General features: G+C 47.7%; 13 protein-coding genes. 5 read left to right on the forward strand and 8 right to left on the reverse strand.

Annotated elements, in window-relative coordinates; translation table 11 throughout:
• Window positions 1-64: 64 nt before the first annotated feature.
• Together SHEWANA3_RS08125 and folX are read right to left on the reverse strand one after the other, a co-directional pair.
• Window positions 65-955, reverse strand: a complete 891-nt coding sequence (locus SHEWANA3_RS08125) for a TIGR01777 family oxidoreductase (RefSeq protein WP_011716594.1) — start codon at window positions 953-955, stop codon at window positions 65-67.
• 73 nt (window positions 956-1028) lie between these two features.
• The gene (gene folX / locus SHEWANA3_RS08130; protein ID WP_011716595.1) at window positions 1029-1394 is read right to left on the reverse strand and encodes a dihydroneopterin triphosphate 2'-epimerase; all 366 of its coding nucleotides are present in this window, start codon (window positions 1392-1394) and stop codon (window positions 1029-1031) included.
• A gap of 97 nt (window positions 1395-1491) precedes the next feature.
• Here folX and SHEWANA3_RS08135 point away from each other — a divergent pair, with 97 nt between their 5' ends.
• Window positions 1492-2598 carry an AI-2E family transporter gene (locus SHEWANA3_RS08135; RefSeq protein WP_011716596.1) on the forward strand — a complete coding sequence of 369 codons (1107 nt, stop codon included), beginning with the start codon at window positions 1492-1494 and terminating at the stop codon, window positions 2596-2598.
• A 6-nt stretch (window positions 2599-2604) separates the two neighbouring features.
• The gene (locus tag SHEWANA3_RS08140) at window positions 2605-3516 is read left to right on the forward strand and encodes a class I SAM-dependent methyltransferase (RefSeq protein WP_011716597.1); all 912 of its coding nucleotides are present in this window, start codon (window positions 2605-2607) and stop codon (window positions 3514-3516) included.
• Window positions 3517-3646: 130 nt separating this feature from the next.
• Here the strand turns inward: SHEWANA3_RS08140 and SHEWANA3_RS08145 are convergent, their stop codons facing one another.
• A complete protein-coding gene (locus SHEWANA3_RS08145; RefSeq protein WP_011622269.1) occupies window positions 3647-3871 on the reverse strand; it encodes a hypothetical protein in 225 nt (74 codons plus the stop codon).
• Window positions 3872-4417: 546 nt separating this feature from the next.
• The gene (locus SHEWANA3_RS08155) at window positions 4418-4852 is read right to left on the reverse strand and encodes a hypothetical protein (protein WP_011622271.1); all 435 of its coding nucleotides are present in this window, start codon (window positions 4850-4852) and stop codon (window positions 4418-4420) included.
• A gap of 486 nt (window positions 4853-5338) precedes the next feature.
• On the opposite strand from SHEWANA3_RS08155, the gene SHEWANA3_RS23150 reads away from it, so the two are divergent.
• Window positions 5339-6567 (forward strand): IS3 family transposase gene (locus SHEWANA3_RS23150; RefSeq protein WP_086017233.1). Its coding sequence is split into 2 segments (ribosomal slippage): window positions 5339-5690 and window positions 5690-6567, totalling 1230 coding nucleotides; the frame shifts between segments, so codons are not numbered across the junction.
• 56 nt (window positions 6568-6623) lie between these two features.
• Here the strand turns inward: SHEWANA3_RS23150 and pta are convergent.
• Complete coding sequence (gene pta, locus SHEWANA3_RS08170; protein ID WP_011716598.1) at window positions 6624-8777, reverse strand: phosphate acetyltransferase; 2154 nt, start codon at window positions 8775-8777, stop codon at window positions 6624-6626.
• A gap of 122 nt (window positions 8778-8899) precedes the next feature.
• Window positions 8900-10099: an acetate kinase gene (gene ackA, locus SHEWANA3_RS08175; protein ID WP_011716599.1), complete on the reverse strand. Its 1200-nt coding sequence runs from the start codon at window positions 10097-10099 to the stop codon at window positions 8900-8902.
• A 141-nt stretch (window positions 10100-10240) separates the two neighbouring features.
• Between ackA and yfbV the strand changes: the two genes are divergently transcribed.
• Window positions 10241-10684, forward strand: coding sequence for a terminus macrodomain insulation protein YfbV (gene yfbV, locus SHEWANA3_RS08180; protein WP_083757889.1), 444 nt, complete (start codon window positions 10241-10243; stop codon window positions 10682-10684).
• Between the two features lie 15 nt (window positions 10685-10699).
• Here the strand turns inward: yfbV and pflA are convergent, their stop codons facing one another.
• Window positions 10700-11440: a pyruvate formate lyase 1-activating protein gene (gene pflA / locus SHEWANA3_RS08185; protein ID WP_011716600.1), complete on the reverse strand. Its 741-nt coding sequence runs from the start codon at window positions 11438-11440 to the stop codon at window positions 10700-10702.
• Window positions 11441-11503: 63 nt separating this feature from the next.
• Window positions 11504-13786 carry a formate C-acetyltransferase gene (gene pflB / locus SHEWANA3_RS08190; protein WP_011716601.1) on the reverse strand — a complete coding sequence of 761 codons (2283 nt, stop codon included), beginning with the start codon at window positions 13784-13786 and terminating at the stop codon, window positions 11504-11506.
• A gap of 1017 nt (window positions 13787-14803) precedes the next feature.
• Between pflB and focA the strand changes: the two genes are divergently transcribed.
• A complete protein-coding gene (gene focA, locus SHEWANA3_RS08195; protein ID WP_011716602.1) occupies window positions 14804-15778 on the forward strand; it encodes a formate transporter FocA in 975 nt (324 codons plus the stop codon).
• Window positions 15779-15849 lie beyond the last annotated feature (71 nt).

The raw sequence follows: 15849 nt of genomic DNA on the forward strand, positions 1-15849 counted from the left end.
CTCTGCGCTTGGTAACATTTTATTCTCAAGCCAGTTACCGATAATGGCGGAGTCGAAAAAACTGTTAACTCGCGAGTACGTCCCTTAGCGCAGGTTCGAGTCGCTCAAAACGGAAGCTAAACCCTGCATCTAGCGCATGTTTGGGGAGCACAAATTGCCCTTCGATAAGTAACTCCGCCATTTCGCCCATCGCGAGTCGCAGCATCGCGGCTGGGGTCGTGATAAAGGTCGGGCGATTTAATACTCGACCTAGGGTGGTGGCAAACTCGGCGTTACTGACAGGATTAGGCGCGGTGGCATTGAAAATGCCCTCGCATTCGTCATGGTTGAGTAAAAAGTCTATCAGCGCCACCATATCCTGAATGTGTATCCAACTCATGCCCTGGCATCCGTGGCCTATAGGTCCACCTAGCCCCAATTTAAACGGTGGCAACATCTTCGCGAGTGCGCCGCCATGGCCAAGCACTATACCCGTGCGTAGGATGCAGACGCGGGTTTTGGTGGCGGCTTGCTGCGCGAGTCGCTCCCATTCCTGACAAATATCATGGCTAAATTCGGGGTGTGGTGCTGCGGTTTCATCGATGGGGATGGCACCTTGGCGGCCATAAAAACCAATGGCAGAGCCACTTATCATCACTTTGGGCGGGGTGCAGCTGTGTAAAATCAGTTGGCTCAGTCGCGCCGTGGTATTCCAGCGGCTATCGCAGATGCGCTGTTTTTGCTGCGCGCTCCAACGTTTAGCCACAATGGGCTCGCCGGCGAGATTTATCACCGCATCGATATGATTTAAATCATCAACTTCATCTAAGGTGCTGAGATATTGGTGCTGCGGGCCTAATAGTTGCCGACTGGTGCCGGGGTGGCGGGTGAGCAAGACCAATTCATGCTGATTGGCTAAATGGGCGACTAACTGCTGACCAATAAACCCACTAGCTCCCGTTATCAATATCTTCATCGTCGAGTCCTTGGTTGATGGTTTTCTTTGATTATAAGCAATATACGATAACGGGCGTGCGGGGATCACTTTATTACTGTTTTTGGTAACACAGCTCCATCGACACCGAATCGGCAAAGCGCAGGGCGTGTGGCTTATCGATTTCGACACTGGCAAATTCAACCCAAGGATGCTCACTGGCGATGGCTAATGTCTGGCTGGTGAGATTTTCGAGCAGTGAGAAGCGATTGTTTTCAATCAACTCAATGATTTTTTTTGTGATGGTACGATAATTCAGCGCATCGTCGACATTATCACTGTTGCGCGCCTTGTCGGCACAGTAGTGGATGACGACATTGACGATCACATCCTGCCGATTTTGGATTTCATCTTCTTTTATACCGATAAAAGTGCGCAGTCTTAAGTTTTTAATGCGTATAATCGCGGTTTCTGGTTTCATAATGACAATCTAGTTTTATGGCTTAGGTGATTGAGTTTGAGACTTTTCTTGGGCTAGCCTAACAACTTTATCTAAGATCAAGAAGGATTTTTACGCCATGACACGTTCCAATACGCCGTCTGCCGCTTACAAAGGTTTTGCCGTCATGGCCTTTGTGGTGATTATTTTGGCAGGGATAAAGGCCGCCAGCCCGATTGTTGTTCCCTTTGTACTATCCAGTTTTATTGCGGTGATTTGTAATCCGGCGATTGGTTTGATGACCAAATACCGCGTACCTAAATGGCTCGCCGTGATCCTGTTGATGGGGTTTATCGTGTTGATGGGCTTGTGGCTCGCCTCCCTTGTTGGCAGCTCCATTAACGAGTTTTCTAAGCAGTTGCCGCAGTATCGAGACCAGCTGGTGGAGCAGTTTTCTTGGGTGCTGCATAAGTTGCAGGCGCTGAATATCCAAATCTCTAAGGAGCAAGTGCTGGCCTATTTTGACCCCGGTATGGCGTTGTCTATGACCACCAATATGCTCTCGGGTGTCGGCAATGTGATGGCGAATTTGTTCCTGATCATTCTGACCATCGTCTTTATGTTGTTTGAGGCGCAATCTTTGCCGAAAAAACTGCACTTGGCACTGGACGATCCCGATATGCGTTTGCAGCAGATTGACCGTTTTCTGCAATCGGTGAATCAATATATGGTGATCAAGACCTTAGTCAGTTTAGCGACGGGCTTGATTGTCGGCGTGGGGCTTGCGGTGATTGGGGTGGATTACGCGCTGCTTTGGGCTGTGATCGCCTTTTTATTCAACTATATTCCCAACATTGGCTCGATTATCGCGGCCATTCCCGCCGTATTACTGGCCTTTATCCAATTAGGCCCCGCAGCGGCTGGCGGTACTGCGCTGCTGTACGTTGCTGCCAATATGGTGATGGGCAACCTGGTCGAGCCTAAATTTATGGGCCGCGGTCTTGGGCTTTCTACCTTAGTGGTGTTTTTATCATTAATTTTTTGGGGCTGGTTGCTGGGCTCGGTGGGCATGTTGCTGTCGGTTCCCTTAACCATGGTCGTCAAGATCGCCCTCGAATCCAGCAAGAGTGGTAGCTGGTTAGCCATTTTATTATCCGACGATGTGGATGATAAACTGGTGAGCCAATCGACAAGCACCGCTCCGATTTCTGAACCTGTCGATACCCATTCAACAGATAATAAGTAGTAGATAATGCAACGTTTTATAGATGCACTGGCGACGATAGAAGTCGGTGAAGATGCCACGCGATTATTCCATGGCCGCGGTGGTTATTACCCTGGCTGCGAACATCTTTGTTTAGATTGGTTCGCGCCAGTATTGTTATTGACCAGTTTTATTCCCCTCGATGCGGCTGAGTTGGCCGAGTGCCAACAGGCGATTACGGCGCGCTGGCAAGCGATACAGCCCAATCGGTTGTTAAACTTGGTGTATCAATACCGCAGTGCAGGCGAAACCTTTAGCCAAGTACTGGCGGGTGAGGTGCCCGATCCCCATGTGGTCACCGAGAACGGCGCCCAGTTTCAGGTGCATTTATTGCGGGGACAAAACCACGGTTTGTTCCTTGATATGGCCAATGGCCGTGAATGGGTCAGAGCCCATGCTCGCCATAAGAAAGTGCTGAATTTGTTTGCTTATACCTGTGGTTTCTCGGTGGCAGCACTGCAGGGCGGCGCCGATGAAGTCGTGAACATGGACATGAGTAAAGGCGCGTTAGCCATAGGCAAGCAGAATCATCTTCTCAATGGCTTTAGCGCGGGCGCACGTTTCTTAGGGCACGATATTTTTAAGTCATGGGGTAAGTTACGCAAGTTAGGCCCCTATGACATAGTTGTTGCCGATCCGCCGAGTAATCAAAAGGGCAGTTTCGTGGCGACTAAGGATTACGTGCGTTTGATCAGGCATTTACCCGAGTTGTTAGCCGAGAATGCCGAGGTGCTACTCTGCTTAAATGCACCGGAACTCGATACTCAATTTTTGCGCCAGCAGGTCGAAGACGCAGCGCCCGCGCTCGAATTCCTTGAGCGCTTACCCAATCCCGCCGCATTTGTTGATGTTTCTGAGGAGAAATCATTAAAGGTGCTGCGCTACCGCTTAAAGGCGTAAGCCCTCTGGTCTCATTAAACGCTGTCATACAACGCCGTCATGAAATGCCATCATAAGCCCTTGAGAGGCTTTATGATGGCGTCGAATGATGTCGCTTCGCGCCTTATTTCATCTTTACTTAACTGGCCTGTTAATAGCTTAGTCGCTCTGAGAGTTGCGATTGTCCATGATGTTCAATGGCGAGACTGACATTGTGTGGGTCTAAGTGCTTAAGCGCCGAAATTTCAGCATAGAGCTTATCCTGTACATCGAGCGGGATATTCATTTGATCCATAAACATATGGATCCCCAAGATATCGCCGTGGCTGAATAAGGTAGTGAGTTTTGCGGCTTCAAACTCAATGATGGCATTCATATCGACCTCCTACTCGCATCATTATTTAATTGATAGCAGTTTGTGCCCGTCTTCCTAGATTCTTTGTTTGTAAGCACGCGCCCTTTAGTGCATTAGGCTATATCAGCTGAAAGGCTTTCATTTCGAGATACGTTTTTGCGGCTTTTTTAAGCGTTAAAAACCGTTTTTATCTTTTAAATCGAAACAAAACTGAAAGTTTTCTGTAATTATTAATCTGGCTTTGGTATACTCAGCGCCACGGAAATTCCCTTTCCTCATGGGCAAAATGTCAGCATAGAACGGCATGCCTTTGCGACCTTACAAAATCGAGCAGGAGTTGTTATGGAAGTTCATGAATACGAAAACGCTTACTACCAAGTTAAAGACGACGTGATGACGTCTTTACCTGCACAGAGCGAAGAAGAAGCGGTCTAAGTCTTGTAAACCTAAGGTTTACAGTGCGAATTCTGAGTCTGAAGTAACAAATACAAGCACATGAAAATAGCAACCCTAGGGTTGCTATTTTTTTATCCGTTGTGGGAGTGCAAGCAGAGTGGGGAAAACCGTTTAGCCATTCACCTTACGTTTTTCTGGCATGAACTCAACGATAATCCATTTGCCGCCAATTTTATGCAGGCGAATGGTTCTGTCATCAATCCAAGGCTGTCCACCCTTTAAGCCCTTCATTTTAACAACGACCATGACGTCTTTGGTGAACTTACGGAAAAAGTCGATATCGATATCATCAATTTCCATTTCGACATTGGTCATCGACAGGCCGAGCATATTACGCTGTACCGCTGCGGCGATGTAATAGTGGGTTAAGACTTCTTTGAGTGGAGCATCGACATATAACTTGGCTTTCTCCACATCTCGGTCAACGTAAATGGCGCTAAAAAAGCCGAGACTTACCTCTTCGGGAGTGAGCACGTGCTGCTCTTTGTCTCCAGCATCGCCACAACCAAACAAAAACAATAGTGAAAGGAAAAATAAGGTTCTCATGGCTTTTCGTTATAGGAATTTGTCATGAGTATCGCGATTTTAGCGGCTATGTTCAAGTTTTGTAATAATGGCGGTCACTGCCGAAAATGACTTGACTCGGATCGGCCGCCTGTGGCATATCTGAAAGGATGACTTCATTAGGTTATCCACAGAATCTGTGGACAACTATGTTGAAGACTAGAGGGATAATTTTTAAGTTGCTGATTGTATATCGATTTATTTGCTGGTTAAAAAGTGACGCTTTTCTGTGACGCCGTTATCCAGGCATTTCCTTGTGGATATTTTCTTAGATTTTCCCAGTCTATTCACAGCGTGTGAATTTCCCAAAACAGCATTTTTATGACCTTTTGAGGATATTTTAAGCGTTTAATGCTACCCGTTTTGTGAGCTTTTCCCTTCGGAAATAAAAAAGCACTGAGGAGCTCAGTGCTTTTTTGATAATGCTTGTCCCGTCCTGAAATACGTTGACATAAAGAGGATTTCTTTATGACAACATTAATTAACTCAAGCCGTAAGCGCACACAACGAGATTACACCTTAGCCTTTAAATTAGGCGTTGTAGAGCGTGTTGAAAAAGGCGAAATGACGTACAAACAAGCCCAAACCCATTTTGGTATTCAAGGCCGTTCAACGGTTCTCGTTTGGCTTAGAAAACATGGTAGACTCGATTGGTCGAAACCTTTTCAACATCCCCTTATGCCTAAATCAAAAGAAACCCCTGCCGAAACGATCAAGCGCCTTGAACGTGAGTTAGCAGAAGAGAAACTGCGTAACCAAATCCTCAATGGCATGGTTGATATCATGGACAATGAATATGGAGCTGGCCTCAGAAAAAAGTACTTATCCGGTACGTCTGGCAAGCAAAAGGCAACGGAGAAATAAACCTCGCTGCCGCATGTCGTGCTGCGGGTATGTCGAGGCAAGGTATTTATCAGGCAGTTGCTCGAATGGAAAGTCGTAGAGCTGAGCTATCGGTTATCAAAGACTGGGTCCAGTACTGGCGTAAATATATGCCAAGGTTAGGGGCCCGTAAGCTCTACACGTTGATAAAATCCAAGTTGGTTGAGCACAATATTAAACTCGGGCGAGATGGGTTCTTTACCTATTTGAGAAGTGAAGGTTTACTGGTTAAACCGAAGAAAAGCTACACAAAAACCACGTTCAGCAAACACTGGATGAAGAAGCATCCTAATCTGCTGAAAGAGGAGGGACTGCACGATGCAGGGCATGTACTGGTCAGCGATATCACCTATCTTGAGTCAGACCAAGGTGTGCACTACCTGTCACTGGTCACCGATGCCAGTTCTCGTAAAATAGTCGGTCATCACGTGAGTAAAGACATGAAAGCCGAGAGTGTGGTGAAAGCGTTAAAAATGGCCATCAAAGATAAGCGCTATATCGGCAACGCGGTGCATCACTCAGACAGAGGCTTACAGTACTGCTCAGCCGTTTATCAGAATGCGCTTCAGGCGAGCCAAATCCAGCCGTCAATGACGGATGGTTATGATTGCTACCAAAATGCATTAGCAGAAAGAGTAAATGGCATACTGAAGCAGGAGTTTTTACTGCACCGATGTAGGACATTTGCGGAGCTGAAGATACTTGTTAGAGAATCGATAGCAATATACAACAATATGAGACCGCATCTGAGTTTGAATATGGACTCCCCTAATCAGGTGCACAATAGAAAAGGCCAGCTACTGGAGCTGGCCTAAAAACTGTCAACCTATCTTAGGACGAGACAGCTTTTGTTAAGCCTTAGCAGCCTACATTAGGCTTTGCTGGCATCGTTTTGTGACGCTTGAATCGCCGTCAGTGCGATAGTGTAGACGATATCGTCCACTAAGGCGCCGCGGGATAAGTCGTTCACAGGCTTACGCATGCCTTGCAGCATGGGGCCAATACTGATGAGGTCAGCACTACGCTGTACAGCTTTGTAAGTGGTGTTACCCGTGTTGAGATCTGGGAACACGAATACAGTCGCTTGACCTGCAACAGGGCTGTTAGGCGCCTTAGAGCGAGCCACGTTTGGCATGACGGCCGCATCGTATTGCAGTGGACCGTCGATTACTAGATCAGGACGTTTTTCTTTCGCGATACGGGTCGCTTCACGCACTTTATCCACATCTGAACCAGTACCTGAGTTACCGGTTGAGTAGCTGATCATCGCCACTCTTGGTTCTATGCCGAAGGCCTTGGCAGATTCTGCCGATTGAATCGCGATATCGGCCAGTTGTTCAGCGTTAGGATCGGGGTTAATCGCACAGTCACCGTAAACCAGCACTTGGTCTGGCATCAACATAAAGAAGATGGAAGAAACAAGGCTAGAACCCGGTGCGGTTTTGATCAGTTGCAGCGGCGGACGAATCGTATTGGCCGTAGTGTTTACCGCGCCAGAGACGATACCATCGACTTCGTTTTGCGCCAGCATCATAGTGCCGAGCACCATGTTGTCTTCTAATTGTTCTTTGGCAACGACTTCAGTCAAACCTTTGTTGCGACGCAGATCGAGCATTGGTTCAACATAGCGATCGCGAACTTCATCGGGGTCGACAATCACAACGCCTTCGCCCAGAACAACGTCTTGCTGTGCTGCAATACGTTGAATTTCATCTTTTTTACCTAACAGCACGCAACGCGCAATACCCCGTTCGGCACATATCGCGGCGGCCTTGATGGTACGTGGCTCATCACCCTCAGGCAGTACCACAGTTTTGTGGGCGGCGCGCGCAAGTTCGGTGAGCTTATAACGGAACGCGGGAGGTGATAAACGATGTTCCCTTGGAGAGTTTTTGGTCACGCTTTCAATCCAGCTCTGATCGATATGGCTGGCAACGTACTCTTGGACTAAATCGATACGTACCGCATCATCCACTGGCACTTCGTGGTCGAAGCGTTGGATATTTAATGACGTCTGCCAAGTGTTAGTATCGATGAGGAATACCGGTAAACCTGTCTCGAAGGCCTGTTCACACAGTTTCAGAATTTCAGGCTCTGGCTCGTAGCTACCAGTGAGCAGTAGGGCACCAATCTTCACGCCGTTCATGGCGGCGAGACACGCTGACACAATCACATCGGAGCGATCGCCAGAGGTCACCAGCAGTGAGTCTGTCTTAATGTGGTTGACCATATTGGGCAAGCTGCGGGCGCAGAAGGTGACTTTACGCAGACGGCGGGTGTTCATCTCGCCGGCATTGAGAATGCGGGCACGTAAATGCTTCGCCAGATCCGATGCGCGTGGCGCAACCAAATCGAGGTTGTAAGGCACGCTACCTAAGATGCGCAGTGGGCTCTTACCTGGCATTTGGAACATGATGGACGCATCTGAGCGTTGTACGCCTTGATGATCGAACACTTCCGATAAGTCTGGGCGAGCGCGACCTTCATCGTCTACCGGTGCGCCAATCTTGTTGATCACGGCACCAATAAGACGTTTGTTGTTTTTGCCGCCCCACGAGTTGTAGGCAATTTCGAGGCGGTTCATCAGGCCGGTTGGGGTGTCGCTGCCGGGGGTGGCAATGAAAATCACGTCCGCATCCATTGCCTTGGCGATGGCGTAGTTCACATCGTCGGCAAAGGGATGGTTACGGGTTGGCACTAGGCCTTCAACAATCAGGGTTTCGGTATTGCTGGCGCATTCTGCGGCGCGGGCAATGATTTGCTCCATTAGCACATCGGTTTGATCGGCACGGATCAGTGCTTCGGCATGGGCCATGTCGAAGGGCTCTAACGGATTGACCGTGGGCGATTTGCTTAAAATCGTGGTTGAGCGCTCTGGGCCATTATCATTAGGACGCAGCTGGGAAATGGGTTTAAAGAATTGGACTTTTACCCCGTGGCGCTCTAACGCGCGCACCATACCTAGGCTTAAGGAGGTCAGGCCAACTCCAGTGCCTATGGGGATTAACATGATATTTCGAGACATAAAAACCTCTAAGTTCGATGGTTTTTGGCAGAGTGAGTCGTCTCTGCTTTGCTTGTGTTTATTTAGCTGTAGGTCGCTAATAATAAAGCCGTTTGGCTGAGCAAACGGCTTGAATCATCTTATTATTTTGTAATGAGTTTAATCGAATCTTCGGCGATAACCCACTCTTCGTTGGTCGGGATGACCATGGCAACGGTACTGTTGTCAGTGGTGATGATGCCTTTCTTGCCGAAGCGGGCCGCTTTGTTACGCTCGCTATCCACATGGAAATTGAAGATTTGCAGCATGTTGAGCACTTTCTCGCGGATGATGTCGGAGTTTTCGCCGATACCACCGGTAAAGACTACGGCATCTAAACGACCGAGCGGCACAGTGTAAGACGCGATATATTTCGCCAGACGGTAGCAGAAGATTTCCAGTGCTAAGGTCGCGCCTTTGTGACCATCGGCATAACCTTCTTCGATGCCACGGCAATCGTTGGTCAGCTCAGAAATCCCTAGCAGACCACTTTGCTTGTTCATCAGGTTGTTGACTTCTTCCAGTGTGTAACCCAGTTGGTGCACTAAGTGGTAGATGATAGAGGGGTCGAGATCGCCACAGCGAGTACCCATGACTAAACCTTCAAGCGGCGTCAGTCCCATTGAGGTATCAACGCTCTTACCGCCTTTAACCGCAGTCACCGAGGCGCCGTTACCTAAATGCGCGCAGATCACATTGGTTTCTTCTAAAGGTTTGTTCAACACTTTAGCGGCTTCACGACTCACAAACAGGTGGCTAGTGCCGTGCATACCATAACGGCGAATACCATGCTCACGGTACAGCTTGTATGGTAGAGCGTAGATGTACGCGCGCTCAGGCATGCTTTGGTGGAATGCAGTATCGAATACCGCCACTTGTGGCAGTTTAGGGAAAGATGCAATGGCCGCGCGAATACCGATAAGGTGTGCTGGGTTATGCAGTGGCGCCAGTGAAGAACATTCTTCAATACCTTTGATCACATGCTCGTCGATGATCACAGAGCGAGTGAACTTCTCACCGCCGTGTACGATACGGTGACCCACGGCTTGGATCTGCGCGGCTAATTCAGGTTGACCAGCAAGGATTTTATTGACAATAAATTCAACGGCTTCGCGGTGAGCGGTAAATGCACCTAAAGAGGATTCATGCTTTTCACCGTTGATTTTCCATTTAATGCGCGAGTCTTCTAAGCCAAAACACTCGGCTAGGCCAGAGATCTGATCGTCACCTGTTTGCGCGTCAATGACGGCAAATTTGAGTGAAGAGCTACCGCAATTGAGTACTAAAACCAGTTTATTAGACATGTGTAAACCTTTTGCCATTGTGTTTAAGTTAACGATTCAAAATCTTGGGAACGCTTGCGTAATTTGCCATCACAGTCTTGGGGCGCAGTGCCAGATTGTGCTATGGTAAAAGCAGTGTTCCTCTGTTGTAGGTGTCTAAAATTGAGTATCAATATTCTCAAAACCTTAGGTGATGGTCGTCGCTATATGAAGACGTGGCCTATGGTTAGACAACTGGGTTTATATTTTCCTGAGTATCGGGTGGTACGCGCCACTCAGCTTGCCATTCTGGTGATGCCAGTGCTGGCGATTTTGGCGAGTGTGAGTCAGATTTATACCTATGGTTGGGCGTTTTTACCCCAAGCTCTCACAATCGCGTTGTTCTTTATTAGCCTGCCGTTGCAGGGCTTATTGTGGTTAGGCTGGCGTGCGCGCCATCCATTACCTTTATCGCTGTTCGACTGGAGTAATCAGTTGAGTGCGAAATTGTCTGCCATGGGCATTCATTGCCAATCCTTGGGCGCTAAGGCGTGTTACCTTGATATGGCGCTCATCTTAAAAATAGCCTTTGAGCGCTTAGATGCCAGTTATTGGGAGGAGCTTTAAGCCTCCCTTGGCGTCTTAATACACCGCATTAATCCCCTGTGAGCTAAACACGGCTTTAATTTTTTCCATTGTGTCGCGACTCGGTGGTGCAACGCCATCGAGTTGATAGGTTTCTCCCATCGCTTCCCACTTATGTTTACCCAGTTCGTGGTAGGGCAGGAGTTCAACTTTTTCAATATTCTTCATGGGCTTGATAAATTCGGCCAGCTGTAATGCCGAAGCTTCATCGTCAGTAAATCCACCCACGACCACATAACGTATCCAGGTAGGCTGATTGCGTTTGGCGAGATACTCGGCAAATTGCAGCGTTCTGTGGTTACTGACCTTAGTCAGTTCAATGTGTTTATCGTCATTCATTTGTTTGATATCGAGCAACACCAGATCGGTATTATCGAGTAGCTCATCAATCACTGGCGTGTACTTACGCACAAAGCCGTTGGTATCTAAACAGGTATGAATGCCTTCTTTTTTACAGGCTTTAAAGAGTTCGGCGACAAACTCCGCCTGTAATATGGCTTCGCCACCGCTGGCGGTCACACCGCCGTTGCTGGCATCTAGGAAGGGACGGTAGCTAATGATTTGGCTCATTAACTCGTCGACCTGTACTTCCTTGCCACCATCAAGATCCCAAGTATCACGGTTATGACAATACTGACAGCGCATTAAACAGCCCTGCATAAAGGTGATAAACCGTATGCCTGGACCATCCACTGTGCCAAAGGATTCCACTGAGTGGATCCGACCGGTAACTGCCATTGTGACTCCTGTTGAAATAAGTGAGGCTGTAGCACATTGTACTACAGCCTTACCTAATTTAGCTTACAGACCTTTTGTGAAAGTACGTGTGATCACGTCTTGCTGCTGCTCTGGGGTCAAAGAGTTAAAGCGCACTGCGTAACCCGATACCCGGATGGTCAGTTGCGGATACTTGTCAGGGTTAACGACCGCATCCTCAAGCATTTCACGGTTCATCACGTTAACGTTCAAGTGTTGACCGCCTTCGTGTCCTTCGTTGTGGGCGAAATATCCGTCCATCAACGCCGCGAGGTTAGTACGGCGACCGTCTTCATCTTTACCTAAGGCATTAGGCACGATGGAGAAGGTGTATGAGATACCGTCCTGTGCGTGGGCAAAAGGCAGTTTTGCCACTGAGGTTAACGAGGCAATCGCACCTTTCTCATCACGGCCGTGCATTGGGTTTGCACCCGGTGCAAATGGCGCACCTGAACGGCGACCGTCTGGCGTGTTACCGGTTTTCTTACCATAAACCACGTTAGAGGTAATGGTCAGAATTGACTGAGTTGGGATAGCGTTGCGGTACATTTTACGGTCGCGGATCTTCGACATAAAACGTTCAACTAAGTCACAGGCGATATCGTCGACGCGTGGGTCGTTGTTACCAAATTTTGGATAATCACCGCTGATCTCAAAGTCGACGGCAATGCCGTTTTCATCACGCACAGGTTTAACTTGAGCGTACTTGATGGCAGACAGTGAGTCGGCCGCGATTGAAAGCCCTGCGATACCACAAGCCATGGTACGACGAACGTCTCTGTCGTGCAGCGCCATTAGCGCAGCTTCGTAGGAGTACTTGTCGTGCATGTAGTGAATAGAGTTCAGCGCAGTGACATATTGCGTCGCTAACCAATCCATCAGGCCGTCTAAACGATTCATCACGTCATCGAAGTTCAACACTTCGTCGGTGATTGGGGCGGCTTTTGGCGCGATTTGGATTTTCAGTTTTTCGTCAACACCGCCGTTGATCGCATACAACATGGTTTTTGCCAAGTTTGCACGGGCGCCGAAGAACTGCATGTGTTTACCCACAACCATTGGGCTCACGCAGCAAGCGATAGCGTAATCGTCAGATTGGAAATCTGGGCGCATTAAGTCATCGTTTTCGTACTGGATAGAGCTGGTGTCGATAGACACTTTCGCGCAGTACTTTTTAAAGCCTACAGGCAGTTTGTCAGACCAGAGCACAGTGATGTTTGGCTCTGGGCTTGGGCCCATAGTGTATAAGGTGTTTAAGAAACGGAAGCTGGATTTGGTCACTAGTGTACGGCCATCTAAGCCCATACCGCCGATAGATTCAGTTGCCCAAATAGGATCGCCTGAGAATAACTCATCGTATTCTGGAGTACGTAGGAAACGCACCATACGCAGTTTCATCACGAAATGGTCAATCATTTCTTGAGCTTGTTGCTCTGTGATGGTGCCGTTTTTCAGATCGCGCTCGATGTAGATATCGAGGAAAGATGAGGTACGGCCTAAAGACATAGCTGCGCCGTTTTGGCTCTTAACCGCAGCTAAGTAGCCAAAATATGTCCATTGAATCGCTTCTTTGGCGTTAGCGGCTGGGCGAGAAATATCGAAACCGTATTTAGCCGCCATGGTCTTCATTTGACCTAGAGCGCGGTGCTGCTCGGCAATTTCTTCACGCAGTTGGATAACGTTAGATAAATCTTCGCCGGCTTCGAACTGCGCTTGCAGTGAGCTGAACTGGGCAAATTTATCCTTCATTAAGAAGTCGATACCGTAGAGCGCTACGCGGCGATAGTCACCGATAATACGACCACGACCATAGGCATCGGGTAAACCAGTTAATACGCCGGATTTACGGCACGCCATGATTTCTGGGGTGTAGACGTCGAATACGCCTTGGTTGTGTGTTTTACGCAGTTCTGAGTAGATGTATTTTACATCGGCGTCGAGTTCGCGGTTGTAAGCGGCACATGAGCCTTCAACCATGCGAATACCACCGTTAGGTAACATAGCGCGCTTGAGCGGCGCATCGGTTTGTAAACCAACGATAGTTTCTAAATCTTTATTGATATAACCCGCGTCATGGGAAGTGATGGTAGAGACCATCTTAGTATCGAAATCAACTGGCGCGTGGGTGCGGTTTTCTTGCTTGATGCCTTCCATCACTTTGTCCCACAACTGAGTTGTGGCTTCGGTGGCACCGGCTAGGAATGACTCGTCACCTTCATAGGGAGCATAGTTTTGTTGAATAAAGTCACGTACATTGACTTCAGATTTCCAATCGCCAGGGGTAAAACCTTCCCATGCGTTGGAAAACAGTTCAGTTTTGTCGGTCATCGTACTAATACCTTTTGGTTGAGATAAAGGTCATTGGCGCTCATGGGGCAAACCATGTTGAGTATAGGCCAATCGCTATTTCCTGATTAAAGCTCCCTTCAAGATGACGCCCTATGATGGGAACTGGAACTTGGGGATGTTTATCGCGCCAAGTGTCTGTCTATTGATACCCGATAAGATGACAAATATTCGTTTAACTTGGATTATCGGTTATCGATAACTCTTTATAAATTGGTAAGACCAATTATCCATGAGCATATTAACATAGCTCTTATACTCTCGCATCTTAAACGGGCGAGTTTGTGCCCGGTTAATCGCAAATTTGCTAGCAAGGTAGCATTTTTTTAGCACAATAAGGTTTAAAGCACGCTTTTGCTGGCCGATTATGGGCCAATGTCATCGCTTATTTGATTGACTGTCGCGCTTTTAACCGACGAAAGCTATCACCGTATCGATTGATTTTGATTGTTTACGATTTAGGCGGCCTTTGGCCTGATAAAACCGCTATCGCAAAAGGCTTGTTTATACGGAATGCTGGGCGGTAGTAGGGCGTTTGATAGAAATAAGCCGACATAAAATTGTTTCATTTGAGTGGATGGAAAACATGATTGTTTTTACTTAAATGAATGCCGCGCGAACAGGAGCTCGTCACCAAGTCGTCATCTAGATTATGGAAACTCTGCCTTCTGTAAGGTTAAATCTGCTTAATCTTACCTAAAAATGCGCTTTAAAAGCGCCATAGCAAAAAGGTGAAAACTGACTAAAATTGGTATGACCAATTAACCTTTTGTGTTTATGGCTTCAAAAATTTTACATTTTACCTGTGAATAGCATCACGCTTTGGCAAACTCTGCTTCACGGCCAATGCGATTTGTATGTTACAAAGCGTGACTTTAGTGAGTCATCATTTAAGCAAGTCTTAATGTAAATTTTGATTGGTTTGATCTGCGCCTGGGCGCTGTAGGAGAGACCTATGTTGGAAGTTCGCGTTTGTTTATCGGTTTTGGGAGTACAGTTATGAAAGACTCACATGCTAACGCTCCACAAACATCCTCGACTGGCCATGAGCCAATACAGGTTTCTTCACACTTTAGTTGTTATCACCAAGCCGAAATTTACGGCAAAAGCAAAGTGGTTAAGGCGCCTTGGCAATCCTTTGGTTTAGCGGTATTTGCTGGCGCTTTTATTGCCTTAGCCTTTGTGTTTTATCTGACAGTCACTACGGGTGCCGGTGATAGCGCCTGGGGTTTAGTGCGCCTGGTGGGCGGGATTGCCTTCAGCTTAGGTTTAATTTTGGTGGTGATTTGCGGTGGCGAGCTGTTTACCAGTTCGGTGCTGAGCAGCGTTGCATGGGCGCAAAAACAGGTGACCACCAGTGAATTGCTCAAATGCTGGAGCCGCGTGTATATCGGCAACTTCGTCGGCGCCATGTTAATGGTTGGCTTGATCATGGCGGCGGGCTTGTATGAGCTCGATGGCGGTAACTGGGGCTTAAACGCGCTAAAAGTGTCGCAACATAAGCTGCATCATACTTGGGTGCAGGCATTCAGCTTAGGTATTTTATGTAACATGTTGGTGTGTCTGGGTATTTGGATGACCTTCGCCAGCCGCGAATCCCTAACCAAAGCGATTTTACTGATCCTCCCTGTAGCCATGTTTGTCAGCAGTGGCTTTGAGCACAGTATTGCAAACCTTTTTATGGTGCCGCTTGGGATCACTATTCAGTCGGTCGCCAGCCCTGAGTTTTTTGCTTCTTTAGGCGTGACCCAAGAGCAATTTGCCGATTTAACCGTGGCAAACTTTGTATTTAATAACTTAATTCCCGTTACCTTAGGGAACATTGTCGGTGGCGGCGTGATCGTTGGCCTTGGCTATTGGTGGATTGAGCAAGGTCAAATTGCCTTACCCGATCCGCAAAAATCCCATCAACCTCATTTTTTTGCATCGCCTCTGCATACTGAAAAGGCGAAAAATAGCCAAGAAAGTAAGTAAGAGAGTCAGTTACTTAGGTTTGTGATAATTGTTCCTTGAGTGACTGTTTGCCTTAGGCTTATAAAAAATGC

Origin of the sequence: Shewanella sp. ANA-3 (assembly GCF_000203935.1) — a bacterium.
In the GTDB taxonomy this organism is placed as follows: Bacteria; Pseudomonadota; Gammaproteobacteria; order Enterobacterales; family Shewanellaceae; genus Shewanella.

Excerpts from the sequence above, each read along its gene's own strand:
- SHEWANA3_RS08135 (WP_011716596.1), top strand. The coding sequence starts at position 1,492 with ATGACACGTTCCAATACGCCGTCTGCCGCTTACAAAGGTTTTGCCGTC.
- SHEWANA3_RS08140 (WP_011716597.1), top strand. The coding sequence starts at position 2,605 with ATGCAACGTTTTATAGATGCACTGGCGACGATAGAAGTCGGTGAAGAT.
- SHEWANA3_RS08145 (WP_011622269.1), bottom strand. The coding sequence starts at position 3,871 with ATGAATGCCATCATTGAGTTTGAAGCCGCAAAACTCACTACCTTATTC.
- pflA (WP_011716600.1), bottom strand. The coding sequence starts at position 11,440 with ATGGCAGTTACCGGTCGGATCCACTCAGTGGAATCCTTTGGCACAGTG.
- focA (WP_011716602.1), top strand. The coding sequence starts at position 14,804 with ATGAAAGACTCACATGCTAACGCTCCACAAACATCCTCGACTGGCCAT.
- folX (WP_011716595.1), bottom strand. The coding sequence starts at position 1,394 with ATGAAACCAGAAACCGCGATTATACGCATTAAAAACTTAAGACTGCGC.
- pflB (WP_011716601.1), bottom strand. The coding sequence starts at position 13,786 with ATGACCGACAAAACTGAACTGTTTTCCAACGCATGGGAAGGTTTTACC.
- SHEWANA3_RS08155 (WP_011622271.1), bottom strand. The coding sequence starts at position 4,852 with ATGAGAACCTTATTTTTCCTTTCACTATTGTTTTTGTTTGGTTGTGGC.
- SHEWANA3_RS08125 (WP_011716594.1), bottom strand. The coding sequence starts at position 955 with ATGAAGATATTGATAACGGGAGCTAGTGGGTTTATTGGTCAGCAGTTA.
- ackA (WP_011716599.1), bottom strand. The coding sequence starts at position 10,099 with ATGTCTAATAAACTGGTTTTAGTACTCAATTGCGGTAGCTCTTCACTC.
- pta (WP_011716598.1), bottom strand. The coding sequence starts at position 8,777 with ATGTCTCGAAATATCATGTTAATCCCCATAGGCACTGGAGTTGGCCTG.